Raw genomic sequence first — 19073 nt, 5'->3', positions numbered from 1 at the left:
CCCGGCGGTCAGGACCAGCGGCCGGTGCGGCCGAGGAGCAGGGCCGCGGCCGCGGTCCCCGCGGTCGAGGTGCGCAGCACGCTCGGCCCGAGACGGTACGGTCGCGCGCCCGCCTCCTCGAACAGCGCCAGCTCCTCGGGGGAGACCCCGCCTTCAGGTCCGACCACGAGCACGATCTCACCCTCGGTGGGCAGTTCGACGGCGGCCAGCGGTGCGTCACCGCTCTCGTGGAGTACGGCGGCGAAGTCGGCCTTGGCCAGAAGTGCGCCAACCTGCTTGGTCGTCGCCGCGTCCGCGACCTCGGGGAAGCGCACCCGCCGGGACTGCTTGCCGGCCTCGCGGGCGGTGGCCCGCCACTTGCCGAGCGCCTTCAGTCCGCGCTCGCCCTTCCACTGGGTGATGCAGCGGGAGGCCGCCCACGGCACGATCGCGTCGACGCCGACCTCGGTCATCGTCTCGACCGCGACCTCGCCCCGGTCGCCCTTGGGCAGCGCCTGCACGACGGTGATACGGGGCGCCGCCTCGGGCTCCTCGTGCACCTCGCGCAGGTCGACGATCAGGCGGTCCTTGCCCTCGGCGGCCGCCACCTCGCCCTCGGCCCAGCGTCCGGCGCCGTCGGTGAGGACTACGGCCTCGCCAGGCCGCAGCCGCTTCACGGAGACCGCGTGCCGCCCCTCGGGCCCGTCGAGGACGTACTGCCCGGCACCGTCGGCGCGGACGTCCTCGACGACGAAGACGGGCGCGGTCACCGGACCTCACCCCGGTCCGAGCTCCGGTCCGACAACGCTGCCCGGGCCGCGTCGAGTTCGGCGGCCAGCACCTCGACCAGCTGCCCGGCGGGCAGTTCGCGGGCCATGCGGTGGCCCTGGCCCGCCCACAGGGCCATGCCCTGCGCGTCACCGGCCTTGGCGGCGGCCTTGCGCAGCGGCGAGGTGAGGTGGTGGACCTCCGGGTAGGCGGCGGGGGCATACGGCCCGTGCTCGCGCAGGAAGCGGTTGACCAGACCGCGGGCCGGGCGCCCGGAGAAGGCACGGGTCAGCTCCGTGCGGACGAACAGGGGGTTGGTCAGCGCCTGCTTGTGCAGGGTGTGGGCGCCGGATTCGGGGGTGGCGACGAACGCCGTGCCGAGCTGGGCCGCGGCGGCGCCCGCCGCGAGCACGGCGGCGATCTGACTGCCGCGCATGATGCCGCCGGCGGCGACCAGCGGGAGGCTCACGGTCTCGCGGACCTGCGCGATCAGCGCGAGCAGTCCGATGCCGGAGCCGTCGTTCTCCTGGATGTCACGGTGGGTGCCCTGGTGGCCGCCCGCCTCGACGCCCTGCACGATCACCGCGTCGGCGCCCGCCCGCTCCACCGCGAGGGCCTCCTCCACGGTAGTGGCCGTGACCAACGTGAGGCTGCCGGCGCGGCGCAGGGAGTCCAGCACGTCCCGGCTCGGGACACCGAAGTGGAACGACACCACCGGCACCGGGTTGTCCAGCAGCACCGCGAGCTTGGCCTCGTACCCGTCGTCCCGCCCGCTGTCCGGGTCGCCGAGCTCCGTCTCGTACCAGGCGGCCTCGCCGGCCAGCTGGTGGGCGTAGACGTCGACGGCGCCGGCATCGATGGGCGCGGCGCCGGCCGCTCCGGTGGAGCCGGTGCTTGCACCGGGATACTCCGGCTGCGGCATGAACAGGTTCACGCCGAAGGGGCGGGCCGTGAGGCTCCGCAGCTGTTTGATCTCCTGGTACACGCCGTCGGCGGTCTTGTACCCGGCGGCCAGGAACCCGAGCCCACCCGCCTCGGAGACGGCGGCGGCGAGCTGCGGCACGGAGACGCCGCCCGCCATGGGGGCCTGCACGATCGGATGGGGGCAGAGATCGGTCAGCGCGGAGGACATGACGGCATGTTGTCACGTCCTTCGAACAAGTCCGAATCGGGCCTTCCCCCTGGCATGGACCAGGGGGAGGCAAGCTCGGAAGAGCGGTCAGCGACCGTTGAACGCGTCCTTCAACCGCGAGAACAGCCCCTGCTGCCCAGGCTGGAACTGCCCCTGCGGGCGCTCCTCGCCGCGCAGCTTGGCGAGCTCGCGCAGCAGGCGCTCCTGCTCGGGGTCGAGCTTGTTCGGGGTCTGGACCTCGACGTGGACGATGAGGTCGCCCCGGCCGCCGCCGCGCAGGTGCGTGACGCCACGGCCGTGCAGCGGGATCGACTGGCCGGACTGGGTGCCGGGCCGGATGTCGACCTCCTCCATGCCGTCCAGGGTCTCCAGCGGCACCTTCGTGCCGAGGGCCGCCGCCGTCATCGGGATCGTCACCGTGCAGTGCAGGTCGTCACCGCGCCGCTGGAACATCGCGTGCGGCAGCTCGTGGATCTCGACGTACAGGTCACCGGCGGGACCGCCACCAGGCCCGACCTCGCCCTCACCGGCCAGCTGGATGCGCGTGCCGTTGTCGACACCGGCCGGGATCTTCACGGTCAGCGTCCGACGGGATCGCACCCGGCCGTCGCCCGCGCACTCCGGGCACGGGGTCGGGACGACGGTCCCGAAGCCCTGGCACTGGGGGCAGGGGCGGGACGTCATGACCTGACCGAGGAAGGACCGCGTGACCTGCGACACCTCACCGCGACCGCGGCACATGTCACACGTCTGGGCACTCGTCCCCGGCGCCGCGCCCTCACCGTTGCAGGTGGAGCAGACGATCGCCGTGTCGACCTGGATGTCCTTCGTCGTGCCGAAGGCCGCCTCGTCCAGCTCGATCTCGAGCCGGATCATCGCGTCCTGGCCCCGGCGCGTGCGCGAGCGCGGTCCGCGCTGCGACGCCGTGCCGAAGAAGGCGTCCATGATGTCGGAGAAGTTGCCGAAGCCACCGGCGCCGAAGCCGCCCGCGCCGGCCCCGCCCGACTGGGAGAGCGGATCGCCGCCGAGGTCGTAGACCTGCTTCTTCTGCGGGTCCGACAACACCTCGTAAGCGGCGTTGATCTCCTTGAACCGCTCCTGGGTCTTCGGATCGGGGTTGACGTCCGGATGCAGCTCGCGCGCGAGCCGCCGGAAGGCCTTCTTGATCTCTTCCTGCGACGCGTCGCGACGCACGCCGAGAACGGCGTAGTAGTCCGTGGCCACTTAGGACTCCGCCAGGATCTGTCCGACGTACCGTGCCACTGCGCGTACCGCTCCCATCGTTCCCGGGTAATCCATGCGGGTCGGTCCGACCACGCCGAGCTTGGCGACCGCCTCGTTGCCCGAACCGTAGCCGACCGACACCACTGAAGTGGAGTTGAGTCCCTCATAGGCGTTCTCGTGACCGATCCGCACGGTCATGCCCGAATCGCCCGCCTCGCCAAGCAACTTGAGGAGCACGACATGCTCCTCCAGCGCCTCGAGCACCGGGCGGATCGTGAGAGGGAAGTCATGCCCGAAGCGGGTCAGATTGGCGGTGCCGCCGATCATCAGCCGCTCCTCGTTCTCCTCGACGAGCGTCTCCAGCAGAGTGGAGAGCACCGTCGAGACCGTGCCGCGGTCGTCTGCCTCGAAGGCGTCCGGCAGATCCTCCACGAGACGGGGTACGTCCGCGAACCGGCGCCCCGCGACCCGGCTGTTCAGCCGCGCCCGCAGATCCGCCAGGGAGGTCTCGCCGAACGGCGCCGAACAGTCGACCACGCGCTGCTCGACCCGGCCGGTGTCGGTGATCAGCACCAGCATCACGCGTGCCGGCGCCAGCGACAGCAGCTCCACGTGCCGCACGGTCGAGCGGGTCAGCGACGGGTACTGCACGACGGCGACCTGCCGAGTCAGCTGCGCGAGCAGCCGTACGGTCCGGGCCACCACGTCGTCGAGGTCGACGGCCCCGTCGAGGAAGCTCTGGATCGCGCGCCGCTCGGGCGCCGTCATCGGCTTGACGCCCGCGAGCTTGTCGACGAACAGCCGGTAGCCCTTGTCGGTGGGGATGCGCCCGGCGCTGGTGTGCGGCTGGGCGATGTACCCCTCGTCCTCGAGGGCCGCCATGTCGTTGCGCACGGTCGCCGGGGAGACGCCGAGCTTGTGCCGCTCGGTGAGCGCCTTGGAGCCCACCGGCTCCTCGGTACCGACGTAGTCCTGGACGATGGCGCGCAGCACCTGAAGCCTGCGTTCGCTCAGCATCTCGCGCACACCTCCCAGAATGTCGTCCCCTTGGCCTTTCGCCTGGCACTCTGCGCGCGCGAGTGCCAGCGTTCCCCGAGCCAGTGTACGGCCGTGGGGTACACCCCGGGCAAGGCTGGGCCTGCGACGACGTGACGGGCCCACTGCTACCGCTAGCGTCGCCGCATGACGGTGACTTGGGAAGAGCTGGGGTGGGAGCGGCTGGCCGAGGTCGTCGGACGGTGCCGTCTTCCGCTGTGGGACTGCACGGTGGGGCTGGTCGTGGGGGACGGTTCCGCGCTGCTGGTCGACGCCGGTTCGCGCCTCACTGAGGGCGCCCCGCTGCGCGGGCAGGCGGAGGCGATCGCCGGCGGCCGTGTGCGTTTTCTCGCACTCACCCACCCCCCCACTTCGACCATGTCTTCGGGGCGGCGGTGTTCGCGGGCGCGACTGTGCTGAGGGCGGCGGGAGTGGGCGACACCTTCACGGATGACGCTTTCACGGCAGGGCGCGAGGAGATGCACGCGGACGCGGTGCGCAACGGCTTGGACCGCCTGCTGGACCTCTGCGGCGCGGACGCGCTGTAGGTGCCCGGTCACGGAGCGGTGGTAAACGCGGCCTTCGTACGGGGGCAGCGGGACGCGCCGGCAGAGCGTTTCGGCGTGTCGTGAGCCCTCGCCCACGACACGCCGACGGTTTCTCCTATCGTCATCCGAATGCGCCAGTACTCGCCCGACCTGACTCCGCCGTGGAAGAAGCCCAAGCCTGTGCCGGAGGTCCCCGCCGAGCCCGGCCTGGTGGTCGAGGAGCCCGGGACCGGTTTCTGCGGGGCGGTGATCCGCTGCGAGGCGGGCACGGTGACGCTGGAGGACCGCTTCGGCAAGCACCGGGGGTTCCCGCTGGAGCCGCGGGGCTTCCTGTTGGAGGGCCGGGTGGTGACGCTGGTCCGCCCGTCGTCCTCGGCTCCGCCACGGCCCACCCGTACGGCATCCGGCTCGGTGGCCGTCCCCGGCGCACGCGCGCGGGTGGCCCGCGCCGGACGCATCTACGTGGAGGGCCGGCACGACGCCGAACTGGTCGAGAAGGTGTGGGGCGACGACCTGCGCATCGAGGGCGTGGTCGTGGAGTACCTGGAGGGCGTCGACGACCTCCCGTCGATCGTCGCCGAGTTCTCCCCCGGCCCGGACGCCCGCCTGGGTGTCCTGGTGGACCACCTGGTGCCGGGCTCCAAGGAGTCCCGTATCGCCGCGTCGGTGACGAGCGAACACGCGCTGGTGGTGGGCCACCCGTACATCGACATCTGGCAGGCGGTGAAGCCGTCGGCCCTGGGGATCGAGGCGTGGCCCCGGATCCCGCACGGGCAGGACTGGAAGACGGGCGTGTGCCGGGCGCTGGGGTGGCCGGAGAACACGGGGGCGGTATGGCAGGCGATTCTGGCGCGGGTGGGGTCCTACAAGGACCTGGAGCCGGAGTTGCTGGGCTCCGTGGAGCGGCTCATCGACCACGTGACCGTGCCCTGAAGCCTGCCGCCGCGGGGGTCGCCCTCAGTCCACCAGGTCCCGCACCACCGCGTCCGCCAGCAGCCGCCCCCGCAAGGTGAGCACCGCCCGCCCCTCCTCGTACGGCCCCGTTTCGAGCAACCCGTCCGACAGTGCCCGACGGGAGGCCGCGAGGCCGGTCTCGTGCAGGAGATCCAGCGGCGCGCCCTCCCGCAGGCGCAGCTCCAGCAGGATGCGCTCGACCCGGCGGTCCTCGTCCGACAGAAGCTCACGCCCGGCCCCCGGCGACCGTCCCTCCGCGAGCGCCGCCGCGTAGGCCCCCGGATGCTTCACGTTCCACCAGCGCACCCCGCCGACGTGGCTGTGGGCGCCGGGGCCCGCGCCCCACCAGTCGGCGCCGCGCCAGTACAGCTCGTTGTGCAGGCAGCGGCCCGCCTCGGACGTCGCCCAGTTCGACACCTCGTACCAGTCGAAGCCCGCCGCCGACAGTGCCTCGTCGGCGATCAGGTACCGGTCGGCGTGGACGTCGTCGTCCGTCATCGGTACCTCGCCCCGCCGGATGCGGCGGGCGAGCTGGGTGCCCTCCTCGACGATCAGGGCGTACGCGCTGATGTGGTCGGGGCCGGCGCCCAGCGCCGCGTCCAGCGAGGCCCGCCAGTCGTCGTCCGACTCGCCGGGCGTGCCGTAGATCAGGTCCAGGTTGACGTGCTCGAAGCCCGCCGCACGCGCCTCCGCGACGCATGCCTCCGGGCGGCCGGGGGTGTGGGTGCGGTCGAGGATCTTCAGTACGTGCTGCTTGGCGCTCTGCATGCCGAAGGAGATCCGGTTGAAGCCACCGTTCCGGAGTGTGGCGAGGTAGGCCGGGTTCACCGACTCCGGGTTCGCCTCCGTCGTGATCTCAGCGTCCGCCGCCAGCCCGAACTCGTCGCGGATCGCCCCCAGCATCCGTACGAGATCGTCCGCGGCCAGCAGGGTGGGCGTACCGCCGCCGACGAAGACCGTGCGGACCTCGCGCCGGTCGTCGCCGAGGACCTTGCGGGCCAGGCGGATCTCGTCGATCAGGGTCTCGGCGTAGTTGTCGCGGGAGGCGAGCACGCCGCCGGTGCCGCGCAGCTCGGTCGCGGTGTAGGTGTTGAAGTCGCAGTAGCCGCAGCGGGTCGCGCAGTAGGGGACGTGCAGGTAGAACCCGAGGGGGCGGTCGGCCGCCCCGGCGAGCGCGGGCGCGGGCAGTGCGCCGTCGTCGGGGACGGGCTCGCCGTCGGGGAGTGCGGAAGGCATGTCCTCCATTGTCCAGCACGTGGAGGGTTACCCCAGGGTTACCCCGTGGACGGTTACCGCGCGGAGGGTTACCGCGCGGAGGGTTACCGCGCGGAGGGTTACCGCACGGAGGGTTACCGCACGGAGGGTTACCGCACGGAGGGTTACCGCACGGAGGGTTACCGCACGGAGGCTTTACCAAGTGGACGGCTACTCGGCCTGGAGCACCAGCAGCGCCAGGTCGTCCTCCGGCGGATGTCCGCCGAACTCGTGCACCAGCCGTCTGATGCGCTCCGCGATCAGCTCGGCGTCGAGCCCCGTGCACCCGGCGAACGCGGCGGCGAGGCCGTCGCCGTCGTCGAACTGGCGCGAGCCGGAGCGCCGCTCGGTCACCCCGTCCGTGACGCACAGCAGGCTGTCGCCCGGGCGCAGCTCGAAGGTCTCGCTGGTGTACGTCTCGTCCTCGAAGACCCCGAGGAGGGTCTGCGGCCGCGCGACCGTGCGGACGCCGCCGTCGGGCCCGAGGAGCAGCGGCAGCGGGTGTCCGGCGGAGGCGAGGGTGCAGCGGACGCCGCCGTCGAAGGGGGCAAGTTCGCCGTAGAGGAGGGAGAGGAAGCGGGTCTGCGGGCCGTCGCCGGGGCCGGCGGGGCCGACGAGGGCGCGGGCGGCGGCGTCGGCGGCCTCCGTGGCGTCGTCGAGGAGGAGCTGGTTGAGGCGGTCGAGGACGTCGGCCACGCGGTAGCCCTCGCGGGCCAGGAGCCGCAGCCAGGGCCGGGCGAGGCCGATCACGACGGCCGCCTCGGGGCCCTTGCCCTGGACGTCGCCGACGGCGAAGCACCAGCGGCCGTCGCCGGCCGGGAAGAGGTCGTAGAAGTCGCCGCTGGGGCCGCCCTTGTCGCACGGCTCGTAGACGAGGGCGCTGCGCACGCCGGGGATCTCGGCGACGGCGCCGGGCAGCAGCCCGCGCTGGAGGACGGCGCTGATGGTGGCCTGGCGGGCGTACTGGCGGGCCGCGCCGATGGCGAGGGCCACGCGGCGGCTGAGGTCCTCCACCAGCCCGGTGACCTCGTCGGGGAAGCGCGCCAGCCCGGCCCGCCCGATGACCAGGGTGCCCAGCGGGCGCCCGCCCGCGACGAGACGGTAGGCGAGCGCCGTACCGCGGGACCCTCGGGATCCGTGGGACCCGTAAGCCCCGGACCCGTGGGATCCGTGGGACCCGCTCCCGCCTAACGCCGCCCCGGGCCAGGGAAACGGAACCGGCCCGGAACGTATAGCGTCCGGCGGTCGTGGCGGGTCCTTCTCCAGGGCGGTGCGCAGCTCCTCGAGGACGTTCTCGCTGCCGTGCCAGACCCGGGCCAGCCGTGGCCCGGCACCCACGGCCGCGTCGCCCCAGCCGCCGCGGCCGGTGGCCTCGTCCTCGAGCCACACCGCGCACCAGTCGGCCAGCCGCGGCACGATCAGCTGGCCGGTGAGCGCGGCGACCAGGTCCTCGTCGAGCTGGCCCGCGAGCAGGTCGGAGGCCTCGGCGAGGAAGGACAGGGCACCGCGGCCCAGCCAGTCCCGGTCCCGTTCGGCCTGCTGCGGCTCGGGGGCGAGGATCTCCGCGACGCCCAGGGCGTACGCCGGGGCGCGCTCGGCACCGTAGGCCTCGGAATCGTCGGCGGCGGGCTCGACGGGCAGCCGCGCCCACACCGTCTTGGCGCCCCTGCTGTAGGTGACGCCCCAGGCCTCGGCGAGCGTGGCCACGAGGCGGAGGCCGCGCCCGTACTCCGGCGTCTCGTAAGACGGTTCGGTGCCGCCGTCGCGCGGGGCGCGCGAGGGGTGCTGGTCGGAGACCTCGACGACGACGGCGCCCGCCGGCTCCTCCAGGCGGCACACCACCTCGACGTCGGTGCCGGCATGGACGACGGCGTTGGTGACGAGCTCGCTGACGACCAGCGTGGCGTCGTCGGCCAGGCGGTCGGTGAGGTGGGCGGTGCCGGGCAGGCCGCGCTCGGCCCATTCGCCGAGCGCGGCGCGCACGAGTGCGCGGGCGGAGCCCGGCGCGAGGGAGCTTCCGGACAGGATGGCGCACACCTGCGCACGCTCCGGCGCGGGAGCGTCGCAGGCACCGGAAGCATCGGAAGCAAGGGAGAGAGTCTCCCGTTGCGTCGGAATGGCCCCCATGGACAGCTCCCCGAGCGGTTCGGACGAATACGCCTCAGTCGATGCCGACAGAGTGACAGACTGACCCCGCCCATAAGCGCCGAGTTACCGAAGTGGGCCGCCATGAGTGAGAACCGTGCTACGCGTGTGTTCGAAGACGGGCAGAAACCTGAACACATTCGAGCATCCGAACTGCGCCCTCTGCTCGCCGCGATGACCGCCGCACGGGACGGCGACTTCACCAAGGTGCCGGAGACCGGCCAGGAGACCGGCCAGGGGATGATCGCCGAACTCGCCGCGGTCTTCAACCAGATCATGGACCGGAGCACGCACTTCAACTCCGAGGTGCAGCGCGTCAAGAGAGAGCTCGTCCGGCACGGGCGGCTCGACGAGCGGCTGTCGGCGAGCCCGGGTCCGGGCGCCTGGACGTCCCGGGTGAACGACGTGAACCAGGTGCTGGACGCCCTGGTGGCCCCGGCCGCGAACGCCACGCGCGTGCTGGACGCGGTGGCCGGCGGCGACCTGACCCAGCGCGTCGACCTGCACGACGGCAGCCGGCAGCTCCGGGGTGACCTGCGGCGGCTCGGCCGGACCGTGAACAAGACGGTCGACCAGCTGTCGCTGTTCACCGGCGAGGTGACCCGGGTGGCCCGCGAGGTCGGCACCGAGGGGCGGCTCGGCGGGCGGGCCAAGGTGCAGGGGCTGTCGGGAAGCTGGCGGGACGTGACCGAGGCGGTCAACACGATGGCGTCCCGGCTGACCGCCCAGGTGCGCGACATCGCCCTGGTGACCACGGCGGTGGCCCGCGGCGACCTGACCCGCACGGTCACCGTCGAGGCGACCGGCGAGCTGCTCGAGCTGAAGCTGACCGTGAACACGATGGTCGACCAGCTCTCCGCCTTCGCCGACGAGGTCACGCGCGTGGCGCGCGAGGTCGGCACGGAGGGCCAGTTGGGCGGCCGGGCCCAGGTGCGGGGCGTCTCAGGCGTCTGGAAGGACCTCACCGACAACGTCAACTTCATGGCGTCGAACCTGACCTCCCAGGTCCGCAACATCGCCCAGGTGACGACGGCCGTGGCCAACGGCGACCTGAGCCAGAAGATCACCGTCGACGCGCAGGGCGAGATCCTGGAGCTGAAGTCGACGATCAACACGATGGTCGACCAGCTCTCCGCCTTCGCCGACGAGGTCACCCGCGTGGCCCGCGAGGTCGGCACGGAAGGCAACCTCGGCGGCCGGGCCCAGGTACGGGGCGTCTCCGGCGTCTGGAAGGACCTCACCGACAACGTCAACTTCATGGCGGACAACCTGACCTCCCAGGTCCGCAACATCGCCCTCGTGTCCACCGCCGTCGCCCAGGGCGACCTCGGCAAGAAGATCACGGTCGAGGCGAAGGGCGAGATCCTGGAGCTGAAGTCGACGATCAACACGATGGTCGACCAGCTCTCCGCCTTCGCCGACGAGGTCACCCGCGTGGCCCGCGAGGTCGGCACCGAGGGCAACCTCGGCGGTCAGGCCCAGGTACGGGGCGTCAGCGGCGTCTGGAAGGACCTCACCGACAACGTCAACTTCATGGCGCTGAACCTGACCTCGCAGGTCCGCAACATCGCCCAGGTGACGACGGCCGTGGCCAACGGCGACCTGTCCAAGAAGATCACCGTCGACGCGCGCGGCGAGATCCTCGAACTCAAGGACACCGTCAACACGATGGTGGAGCAGCTGCGCGCCTTCGCCGACGAGGTCACCCGGGTGGCCCGGGAGGTCGGCACCGACGGGCGGCTGGGCGGGCGCGCACAGGTGCTGGGCGTGTCGGGCGTGTGGCGGGACCTGACCGACAACGTCAACTACATGGCCGACAACCTGACTTCACAGGTCCGCAACATCGCCCAGGTCGCGACGGCCGTGGCGCAGGGCGACCTGTCGAAGAAGATCGACGTGGACGCGCGCGGCGAGATCCTGGAGCTGAAGACCACCATCAACACGATGGTCGACACCCTCTCCTCCTTCTCCTCCGAGGTCACACGCGTGGCCCGCGAGGTGGGCTCCGAAGGGCAACTGGGCGGCCAGGCACGGGTGGAGGGCGTGTACGGCACCTGGAAGCGCCTGACGACGAACGTCAACGAACTCGCACTGAACCTGACCACCCAGGTCCGCGCGATCGCCGAAGTGGCCTCCGCCGTGGCGCAGGGCGACATGTCCCGCTCGATCACGGTGGAGACGCAGGGCGAGGTCGCCGAACTGAAGGACAACATCAACCTGATGGTGGCCAACCTGCGCGAGACGACCCGCGCGAAGGACTGGCTGGAGTCCAACCTGGCGCGCCTCGCGGCCCTGATGCAGGGCCATCGCGACCTGATGGAGGTCGCCGACCTGATCCTGCGCGAACTGACGCCGCTGGTGAACGCCCAGTACGGCGCGTTCTACCTGGCCGATCCGGAGGACGACGCGGGCGTACGCACAACCGTTCCTGCAAAGGGCCTCGCCTTCATAGCGGGCTACGGCTCGGCGCAGGGCGCGACCGTCGAGACGGGCGGCCTCCCGGTGCACGGCCTGGTCCGCCAGGCGGCCCGCGAGAAGCAGCGGATCCTGGTGGAGGAGGCCCCACCGGACTACATCAAGATCAACAGTGGTCTGGGGGAGGCCGCGCCCACCACGATCGTCATCATCCCGATCCTCTTCGAGGACAAGCTCCTCGGCGTGGTCGAGCTGGCGTCCTTCTCCCGCTTCTCGGACGTGCACCTGGCGTTCTTCGACCAGTTCGTGAACACCATCGGCGTCGCGATCAACACGATCATCGCCAACTCCCGCACGGAGTCCCTGCTCGGCGAGTCCCAGCGCCTGGCGATGCAGCTCCAGGAACGCTCGGACGAACTCCAGAAACAACAGGCGGAGTTGCAGCGCTCGAACGCGGAACTGGAGGAGAAGGCGGCGCTCCTGGCGACGTCCTCGCAGTACAAGTCGGAGTTCCTGGCGAACATGTCGCACGAGCTGCGCACCCCGCTGAACTCCCTGCTGATCCTGGCGAGGCTGCTGTCCGACAACCCGGACGGCCACCTCTCCGACCAGGAGGTGCAGTTCGCCTCGACGATCCACCGCTCGGGCTCGGACCTGCTCCAGCTGATCAACGACATCCTGGACCTGTCGAAGATCGAGGCGGGCCGGATGGACGTACGGCCGAAGAAACTGCCGTTGATCAAGCTACTGGACTACGTCCACGCCACCTTCCGCCCGCTCACCCTGGACCGGGGACTCGCCTTCGAGCTGTCGGTCGGGGAGGCGGTGCCGCGCGAGATGTACTCGGACGAGCAGCGCCTTCAGCAGATCCTGCGCAACCTGCTCTCCAACGCGGTCAAGTTCACCGCGTCCGGCCGGGTGGAGCTGCGGGTCAGCCGGGTGGCGGACCCCGAACACCGCTACGTCCAGGGCAGCGACGAGGTGATCGCGTTCGCCGTCTCCGACACCGGCATCGGCATCGTCCCCGAGAAACTCCCGGTGATCTTCGAGGCGTTCCAGCAGGCCGACGGCACGACCAACCGCAAGTACGGCGGCACGGGCCTGGGCCTGTCCATCAGCCGGGAGATCGCGGGCCTGCTCGGTGGCCGTATCGTCGCGGAGAGCGAGCCCGGCAAGGGCTCCACCTTCACCCTGTACGTCCCCGTCGCCAGCCCCGGCCACGCGGCGACAGGCCCCGCCCCGCAGAACCACCCGGCGACAGGCCCCGCCAGGGAGAACCGCCCGACGGTGGCCGTACCCGGGCAGCCGGCCGCCGAGTCCCACCCGGCCACGCACGACTCCGACGACTCCTGGCCGTTGCCGACCAAGCTGGAGGCGTGGCAGTCGGGCCGGGCGGGTCAGGTGCTGCACGGCCGACGGGTGTTGATCGTGGACGACGACATCCGCAACGTCTTCGCGCTCACCCATGTCCTGGGCCGCGTCGGCATGCCGGTCCTCTACGCGGAGAACGGCCGCGAGGGCATCGAGACCCTGGAGCGCAACCCGGACGTCGAACTCGTCCTGATGGACATCATGATGCCGGAGATGGACGGCTACGAGACCATCGCCGCGATCCGCCGCACCCCGCGCTGGACCGGGCTGCCCATCGTCGCGCTGACGGCCAAGGCGATGCCCGGCGACCGGGAGAAGTCCATCGCACGGGGCGCCAACGACTACGTACCCAAGCCGGTGGACGTGGACCGGCTGCTGACCGTCGTCTGCGCCCTCCTGGACCCCGAGAACGCCGACCCCACGGACCACGCGGACCCCACGGACCACGCGGGGTCGGCGGGGCACGCATCGAGTGAGGCACCGTCACCATGAGCGCTGAGGCCACGACCGACGAACGCGCGGCCATACTCCTCGTCGACGACATGGAGGACAACCTGACCGCGCTGGAAGCCGTCCTGGGCTCCCTCAACCAGCCGCTCGTCCGGGCACGTTCGGGCGAGGAGGCGATGAAGGCACTGCTGCGTCAGCGGTTCGCCCTCGTCCTGCTCGACGTCCGCATGCCGGGCATGGACGGTTTCGAGACCGCCGCCAACATCAAGCGGCTCGACCAGACCAAGGACGTCCCGATCATCTTCCTGACCGGCGCGGACGACGACTCCGGCTACGCCTTCCGCGGCTACGCGACCGGCGCCGCGGACTATCTGACGAAACCGTTCGACCCGTGGGTGCTACGGGCAAAGGTCAGCGTCTTCCTGGACCTGCACCGCAAGAGCCGGCAGCTGGAACGGTTGCTGACACAGGAGCACGTCCACTGTGCACAGCTGAACACCCGGCTGGCGGCTCTGGAGGCTCAACTGACCGAGGACGACGGCCCCCTGGACGTGGCAAACCTACGCACCCGGGTTCGGGAGCTACGGCAGTTGGTAGCCAGGGGACGCGTGTCCTGACCCTGGGGGCGCGGGGCTGTGTCGATCACGCGGCTCCGCCACGTGGGCGCGACCAGCCACAACGAACGTGCAGCCGCACACAGTCCCCCGCCACCCCTTACGCCTCGCGAGCCCCGGCGTACATCTCGTCAATGAGATCCTTGTACTCCCGCTCCACCACCGGCCGCTTCAGCTTCAGGCTGGGCGTGATCTCACCGTGCTCCACATCGAGATCCCGCGGCAGCAGCCGGAACTTCTTGATGGTCTGCCACCGCTGAAGCCCCTCGTTGAGCTCCTTCACGTACCCCTCGACGAGGGCGACCGTCGCGGGCGCGGCAACGACCTCGGCGTACGACTTCCCCGCCAGCCCGTTCTCCTTCGCCCAGTCCAGGATCGCCGGCTCGTCCAGCGCGATGAGCGCCGTGCAGAAGTTCCGGTCGGCGCCGTGCACGAGGATGTTGGAGACGTACGGGCACACCGCCTTGAACTGGCCCTCGACCTCCGCCGGCGCGATGTACTTGCCGCCGGACGTCTTGATGAGGTCCTTCTTTCGGTCGGTGATGCGCAGATAGCCGTCGGCCGACAGCTCGCCGATGTCGCCGCTGTGGAACCAGCCGTCGGACTCCAGCACCTCGGCGGTCTTCTCGGGCAGCCCGTGGTAGCCCTCCATGATGCCGGGGCCGCGCAGCAGGATCTCGCCGTCGTCCGCGATGCGCACCTCCGTGCCGGGCAGCGGCTTGCCGACCGTGCCGGTGCGGTAGGCCTCGCCGGGGTTGACGAAGGAGGCCGCGGAGGACTCCGTGAGCCCGTAGCCCTCGAGGATGTGGATGCCGGCGCCGGAGAAGAAGTAGCCGATCTCGGGCGCGAGCGCGGCCGACCCGGAGACGCAGGCGCGCAGGTTGCCGCCGAAGGCCTCGCGGATCTTGGCGTAGACGAGCGCGTCGGCGACCTTGTGCTTGGCGGACAGCCCGAAGGGGGCGCTGGCGGCGCCGGTGCGGCGGAAGTTGTCCTGGCTGGCCTTGGCGTACTCGCGGGCGACGTCGGCGGCCCACTGGAAGATCTTGTACTTGGCGCCGCCGCCGGCCCGGGCCTTGGCCGCGACCCCGTTGTAGACCTTCTCGAAGATGCGCGGCACGGCTGCCATGTACGTCGGCTGGACGACCGGAAGGTTCTCGATGATCTTGTCGACGCGGCCGTCGACGGCGGTGACGTGCCCGACCTCGATCTGACCGGAGGTGAGCACCTTGCCGAAGACGTGCGCGAGGGGCAGCCAGAGGTACTGCACGTCGTCGGGGCCGAGCAGCCCGGTCGAGGCGATGGCCTTCGCCATGTAGGACCAGTTGTCGTGCGGCAGGCGCACACCCTTGGGGCGGCCGGTGGTGCCGGAGGTGTAGATGAGGGTGGCGAGCTGGTCCTTGCTGATCGCCGCGACCCGCTCCCTGATCAGCTCGGGGTGCTTCTCCAGGTACGCGGCACCGCGCTGCTCCAGCTCGGCCAGGGTGAGGACCCAGTCACCGGTCTCGACGCCGGCCGGGTCGATCACCACGACGTGGGTGAGCTCGGGCAGCTCGGCGCGCTTCTCCTGCGCCTTGGCGAGCTGGGCCGCGTCCTCGGCGATCAGCACCCGGCTCTCGGAGTCGGAGAGGATGAACGCCGACTCGTCGGCGTTGGTCTGCGGGTAGACCGTGGTCGTGGCGGCGCCGGCGCACAGGATGCCCAGGTCGGCGAGGATCCACTCGACGCGGGTCGAGGAGGCCAGGGCCACCCGCTGCTCGGGCTGCACACCCAGCTCGATCAGGCCCGCGGCGATCGCGTAGACCCGCTCGGCGGCCTGTGCCCAGCTGAGCGACTTCCAGTCGTCCGGGCCCTGGCCCGAGGCCGGTGCCACCGGGTAGCGGTAGGCCTCGGCGTCCGGCGTGGCCGCCACGCGGTCCAGGAAGAGGCCCGCGACGGACGGCGGACGGTTCTCGATCAGTGTCTGTGTGTCGCTCACGACATCCTCCGGGGCCCGCGGCAATGCGGCGGCTGGCTCAGTGCGGCTGGGGTTCACTCACGGGTTGTTGTTCGGGCCGTTGTTCGGGCTGTTGTTCGGCCCGTCGTTCGGGTGTTGTTTAACTCGCGAGTAACTATCGAGCAGAGATCAGAGTAAGACGCGACCGGCGACTGCGTAAGAGCCCGCGGCCTGTCACTTCCTACAGAGAGCGACCGACCACATGCACAGGGGCCCGCCGCACTTTCGTACGACGAGCCCCCGTTACGCCCGTTTTGCTGAGGTACCCGCGGGTAACCCGTGGTTACTTCTTGCCCTTGCCCGATCCCGCGCTGTCATCGCTGGACAGAACGGCGATGAAGGCCTCCTGCGGAACTTCCACGGAACCCACCATCTTCATCCGCTTCTTGCCCTCCTTCTGCTTCTCCAGCAGCTTCCGCTTACGAGAGATGTCACCGCCGTAACACTTGGCGAGGACGTCCTTGCGGATGGCGCGGATGGTCTCGCGGGCGATGACGCGGGAGCCGATGGCCGCCTGGATGGGCACCTCGAAGGCCTGCCGCGGGATGAGCTCGCGCAGCTTGGCGACGAGCCGCACACCGTACGCGTAGGCCGCGTCCTTGTGCGTGATCGCCGAGAAGGCGTCCACCTTGTCGCCGTGCAGCAGGATGTCGACCTTGACCAGGCTGGAGGTCTGCTCGCCGGTGGGCTCGTAGTCCAGCGACGCGTAACCACGCGTCTTCGACTTCAGCTGGTCGAAGAAGTCGAAGACGATCTCGGCGAGCGGCAGGGTGTAGCGGATCTCGACGCGGTCCTCGGAGAGGTAGTCCATGCCGAGGAGGGTGCCGCGCCGGGTCTGGCACAGCTCCATGATCGAGCCGATGAACTCGGAGGGCGCGAGGATCGTGGCGCGCACGACCGGCTCGTACACCTCGCTGATCTTCCCCTCGGGGAACTCGCTCGGGTTGGTGACCGTGTGCTCGGTCCCGTCCTCCATGAGGACGCGGTAGACCACGTTCGGCGCGGTGGCGATGAGGTCGAGCCCGAACTCGCGCTCCAGCCGCTCACGGATCACATCGAGGTGCAGCAGCCCCAGGAAGCCGACGCGGAAGCCGAAACCGAGGGCCGCGGAGGTCTCCGGCTCGTAGACCAGCGCGGCATCGTTGAGCTGAAGCTTGTCGAGGGCGTCGCGGAGCTCGGGGTAGTCGGAGCCGTCGAGCGGATAGAGACCGGAGAACACCATCGGCTTCGGGTCCTTGTACCCGCCGAGCGCCTCGGTCGCCCCCTTGTGCAGGGTGGTGATGGTGTCACCGACCTTGGACTGGCGGACGTCCTTCACACCGGTGATCAGGTAGCCCACCTCGCCGACGCCGAGACCGTCGGCGGGGAGCATCTCGGGCGAGTTGGTGCCGATCTCCAGCAGCTCGTGCGTCGCGCCGGTGGACATCATCCGGATCCGCTCACGCTTGGTGAGCTGCCCGTCGATGACACGCACGTACGTCACGACACCCCGGTAGGAGTCGTACACCGAGTCGAAGATCATCGCGCGGGCGGGCGCATCGGCGATCCCGACAGGCGCCGGAACCGTCTCGACGACCTTGTTCAACAGCGCGTCCACACCGACACCGGTCTTGGCAGACACCCGCAGCACGTCGTCGGGGTCGCACCCGACGAGGTTGGCGAGCTCCTCGGCGAACTTCTCGGGCTGCGCGGCCGGCAGGTCGATCTTGTTCAGTACGGGGACGATGGCGAGGTCGTTCTCCATCGCCAGGTACAGGTTGGCGAGGGTCTGCGCCTCGATGCCCTGGGCGGCGTCGACGAGGAGGATGGTCCCCTCACAGGCGGCCAGCGACCGCGAGACCTCGTAGGTGAAGTCGACGTGCCCCGGGGTGTCGATCATGTTGAGGATGTGCGTCGTGCCCTGGTCGGGGCCCGTGGTCGGGGCCCAGGGCAGACGCACCGCCTGGGACTTGATCGTGATGCCGCGCTCGCGCTCGATGTCCATGCGGTCGAGGTACTGGGCGCGCATCTGCCGCTGCTCGACCACACCGGTCAGCTGGAGCATCCGGTCGGCGAGCGTGGACTTGCCGTGGTCGATGTGCGCGATGATGCAGAAATTGCGGATCTGAGCCGGGTCGGTACGGCTCGGCTCGGGCACATGGCTAGGGATCGCGGGCACGCAGGGTCCTGATTCTTGAGGCGTCCGCATCGTCTGCGGTCTCGGGTCGGATCTATACGTAGCCTCCATGGTCCCACGGGCGGCGACCTGCGACCGGTTTAGGCTACTCGGAGACCCACTGGTACTGTGGGTGGCTGTGTCTCTTGCCCTCTCAGCACGAGGCACAACCCAAGAAAATCACCGGTACGGGACCCATGCGGCCCCGTGCCAGAACCTGTAAAGGCTCATTCGTGGCGAACATCAAGTCCCAGATCAAGCGGATCAAGACCAACGAGAAGGCTCGGCTGCGCAACAAGGCCGTCAAGTCCTCCCTGAAGACCGCGATCCGCAAGGCCCGTGAGGCTGCTGCCGCGGGTGACGTCGAGAAGGCCACCGAGTACCAGCGCGCTGCCGCGCGTCAGCTCGACAAGGCCGTCTCCAAGGGCGTCATCCACAAGAACCAGGCCGCCAACAAGAAGTCGGCGCTGGCTTCCAAGGTCACTGCTCTCAAGGGCTGAACCTCTTCTTTGATCTGACCGCCGGAAGGACCCAGAGCGGGCCCTCTCTCATCCGCTCCCGTCCGGCACCCACGGATCTGCGCGCGGCCTGCGTTCGCCACGCGGGCGCGGATCCCCCAGCGTGAACCGAAGGCCCCGGCGCCTCGCCCTTCCCCAGGGCAGGCACCGGGGCCTTCGGCGTGGACCGGGGGCGGGGGCCTTCGGCGTGGACCGGCGCAGGGGGCCTTCGTCGTGGTCCGGCGCAGGGGGCCTTCGGCGTGGACCGGCGCCTGGGGCCTTCGGCGTGGACCCGGGGCGGGGTCAGGGACATGGGCAGGCTCGGGGGTGGGCTGGGCGGGAGTGGGCTGAGCGGGGGTGGGCTGGGCGGGAGTGGGCTAAGCGGGAGTGGGCTGAGCGGGAGTGGGCTGAGCGGGAGTGGGCTAAGCGGGAGTGGGCTGAGCGGGAGTGGGCTGAGCGGGAGTGGGCTGAGCGGGAGTGGGCTGAGCGGGAGTGGGCTGAGCGGGAGTGGGCTGAGCCCGGACGAGGGTTGCGTGCGA

12 protein-coding genes and 1 pseudogene are annotated in these 19073 nt (G+C 70.6%); 5 read left to right on the top strand and 8 right to left on the bottom strand.

Annotated features, from left to right (window positions below):
• Positions 1 to 8 precede the first annotated feature (8 nt).
• From ABT114_RS09480 to hrcA, 4 genes are all read right to left on the bottom strand, one after another.
• A complete protein-coding gene (locus ABT114_RS09480; protein ID WP_351140334.1) occupies positions 9 to 749 on the bottom strand; it encodes a 16S rRNA (uracil(1498)-N(3))-methyltransferase in 741 nt (246 codons plus the stop codon).
• A complete protein-coding gene (locus tag ABT114_RS09475; RefSeq protein WP_351140332.1) occupies positions 746 to 1879 on the bottom strand; it encodes a nitronate monooxygenase in 1134 nt (377 codons plus the stop codon). The genes ABT114_RS09480 and ABT114_RS09475 overlap by 4 nt, the downstream gene beginning before the upstream one ends.
• 87 nt (positions 1880 to 1966) lie before the next feature.
• Positions 1967 to 3103, bottom strand: coding sequence for a molecular chaperone DnaJ (dnaJ, locus tag ABT114_RS09470; RefSeq protein ID WP_351140330.1), 1137 nt, complete (start codon positions 3101 to 3103; stop codon positions 1967 to 1969).
• On the bottom strand, positions 3104 to 4120 hold the full coding sequence (hrcA, locus tag ABT114_RS09465; protein ID WP_351140560.1) for a heat-inducible transcriptional repressor HrcA: 1017 nt from the start codon (positions 4118 to 4120) through the stop codon (positions 3104 to 3106).
• A 165-nt stretch (positions 4121 to 4285) separates the two neighbouring features.
• On the opposite strand from hrcA, the pseudogene ABT114_RS09460 reads away from it, so the two are divergent.
• Both ABT114_RS09460 and ABT114_RS09455 read left to right on the top strand, forming a co-directional pair.
• Positions 4286 to 4770: pseudogene (locus tag ABT114_RS09460) on the top strand (MBL fold metallo-hydrolase).
• A 45-nt stretch (positions 4771 to 4815) separates the two neighbouring features.
• On the top strand, positions 4816 to 5619 hold the full coding sequence (locus ABT114_RS09455) for a DUF3097 domain-containing protein (RefSeq protein ID WP_351140328.1): 804 nt from the start codon (positions 4816 to 4818) through the stop codon (positions 5617 to 5619).
• Between the two features lie 24 nt (positions 5620 to 5643).
• Here the strand turns inward: ABT114_RS09455 and hemW are convergent, their stop codons facing one another.
• Both hemW and ABT114_RS09445 read right to left on the bottom strand, forming a co-directional pair.
• Positions 5644 to 6876, bottom strand: coding sequence for a radical SAM family heme chaperone HemW (hemW, locus tag ABT114_RS09450; protein ID WP_351140326.1), 1233 nt, complete (start codon positions 6874 to 6876; stop codon positions 5644 to 5646).
• A gap of 189 nt (positions 6877 to 7065) precedes the next feature.
• A complete protein-coding gene (locus ABT114_RS09445) occupies positions 7066 to 9021 on the bottom strand; it encodes a SpoIIE family protein phosphatase (RefSeq protein ID WP_351140324.1) in 1956 nt (651 codons plus the stop codon).
• Between the two features lie 192 nt (positions 9022 to 9213).
• On the opposite strand from ABT114_RS09445, the gene ABT114_RS09440 reads away from it, so the two are divergent.
• Both ABT114_RS09440 and ABT114_RS09435 read left to right on the top strand, forming a co-directional pair.
• Positions 9214 to 13317 (top strand): HAMP domain-containing protein, encoded by a 4104-nt coding sequence (locus ABT114_RS09440; protein WP_351140322.1) that lies wholly within the window; start codon positions 9214 to 9216, stop codon positions 13315 to 13317.
• The gene (locus ABT114_RS09435) at positions 13314 to 13892 is read left to right on the top strand and encodes a response regulator (RefSeq protein WP_351140320.1); all 579 of its coding nucleotides are present in this window, start codon (positions 13314 to 13316) and stop codon (positions 13890 to 13892) included. Before ABT114_RS09440 ends, ABT114_RS09435 begins: the two co-directional genes overlap by 4 nt.
• A gap of 97 nt (positions 13893 to 13989) precedes the next feature.
• Here the strand turns inward: ABT114_RS09435 and ABT114_RS09430 are convergent, their stop codons facing one another.
• Both ABT114_RS09430 and lepA read right to left on the bottom strand, forming a co-directional pair.
• A complete protein-coding gene (locus tag ABT114_RS09430) occupies positions 13990 to 15864 on the bottom strand; it encodes an AMP-dependent synthetase/ligase (RefSeq protein ID WP_351140318.1) in 1875 nt (624 codons plus the stop codon).
• Positions 15865 to 16165: 301 nt separating this feature from the next.
• Positions 16166 to 18040: a translation elongation factor 4 gene (gene lepA / locus ABT114_RS09425; RefSeq protein ID WP_351140315.1), complete on the bottom strand. Its 1875-nt coding sequence runs from the start codon at positions 18038 to 18040 to the stop codon at positions 16166 to 16168.
• A gap of 230 nt (positions 18041 to 18270) precedes the next feature.
• On the opposite strand from lepA, the gene rpsT reads away from it, so the two are divergent.
• Complete coding sequence (rpsT, locus tag ABT114_RS09420) at positions 18271 to 18537, top strand: 30S ribosomal protein S20 (RefSeq protein WP_019074070.1); 267 nt, start codon at positions 18271 to 18273, stop codon at positions 18535 to 18537.
• Positions 18538 to 19073 lie beyond the last annotated feature (536 nt).

The organism is Streptomyces sp. NPDC002088 (assembly GCF_040296605.1).
GTDB lineage: Bacteria > Actinomycetota > Actinomycetes > Streptomycetales > Streptomycetaceae > Streptomyces.
Note: the sequence above shows the minus strand (reverse complement) of the source record. Positions and strands in the feature narration are given on the sequence as shown.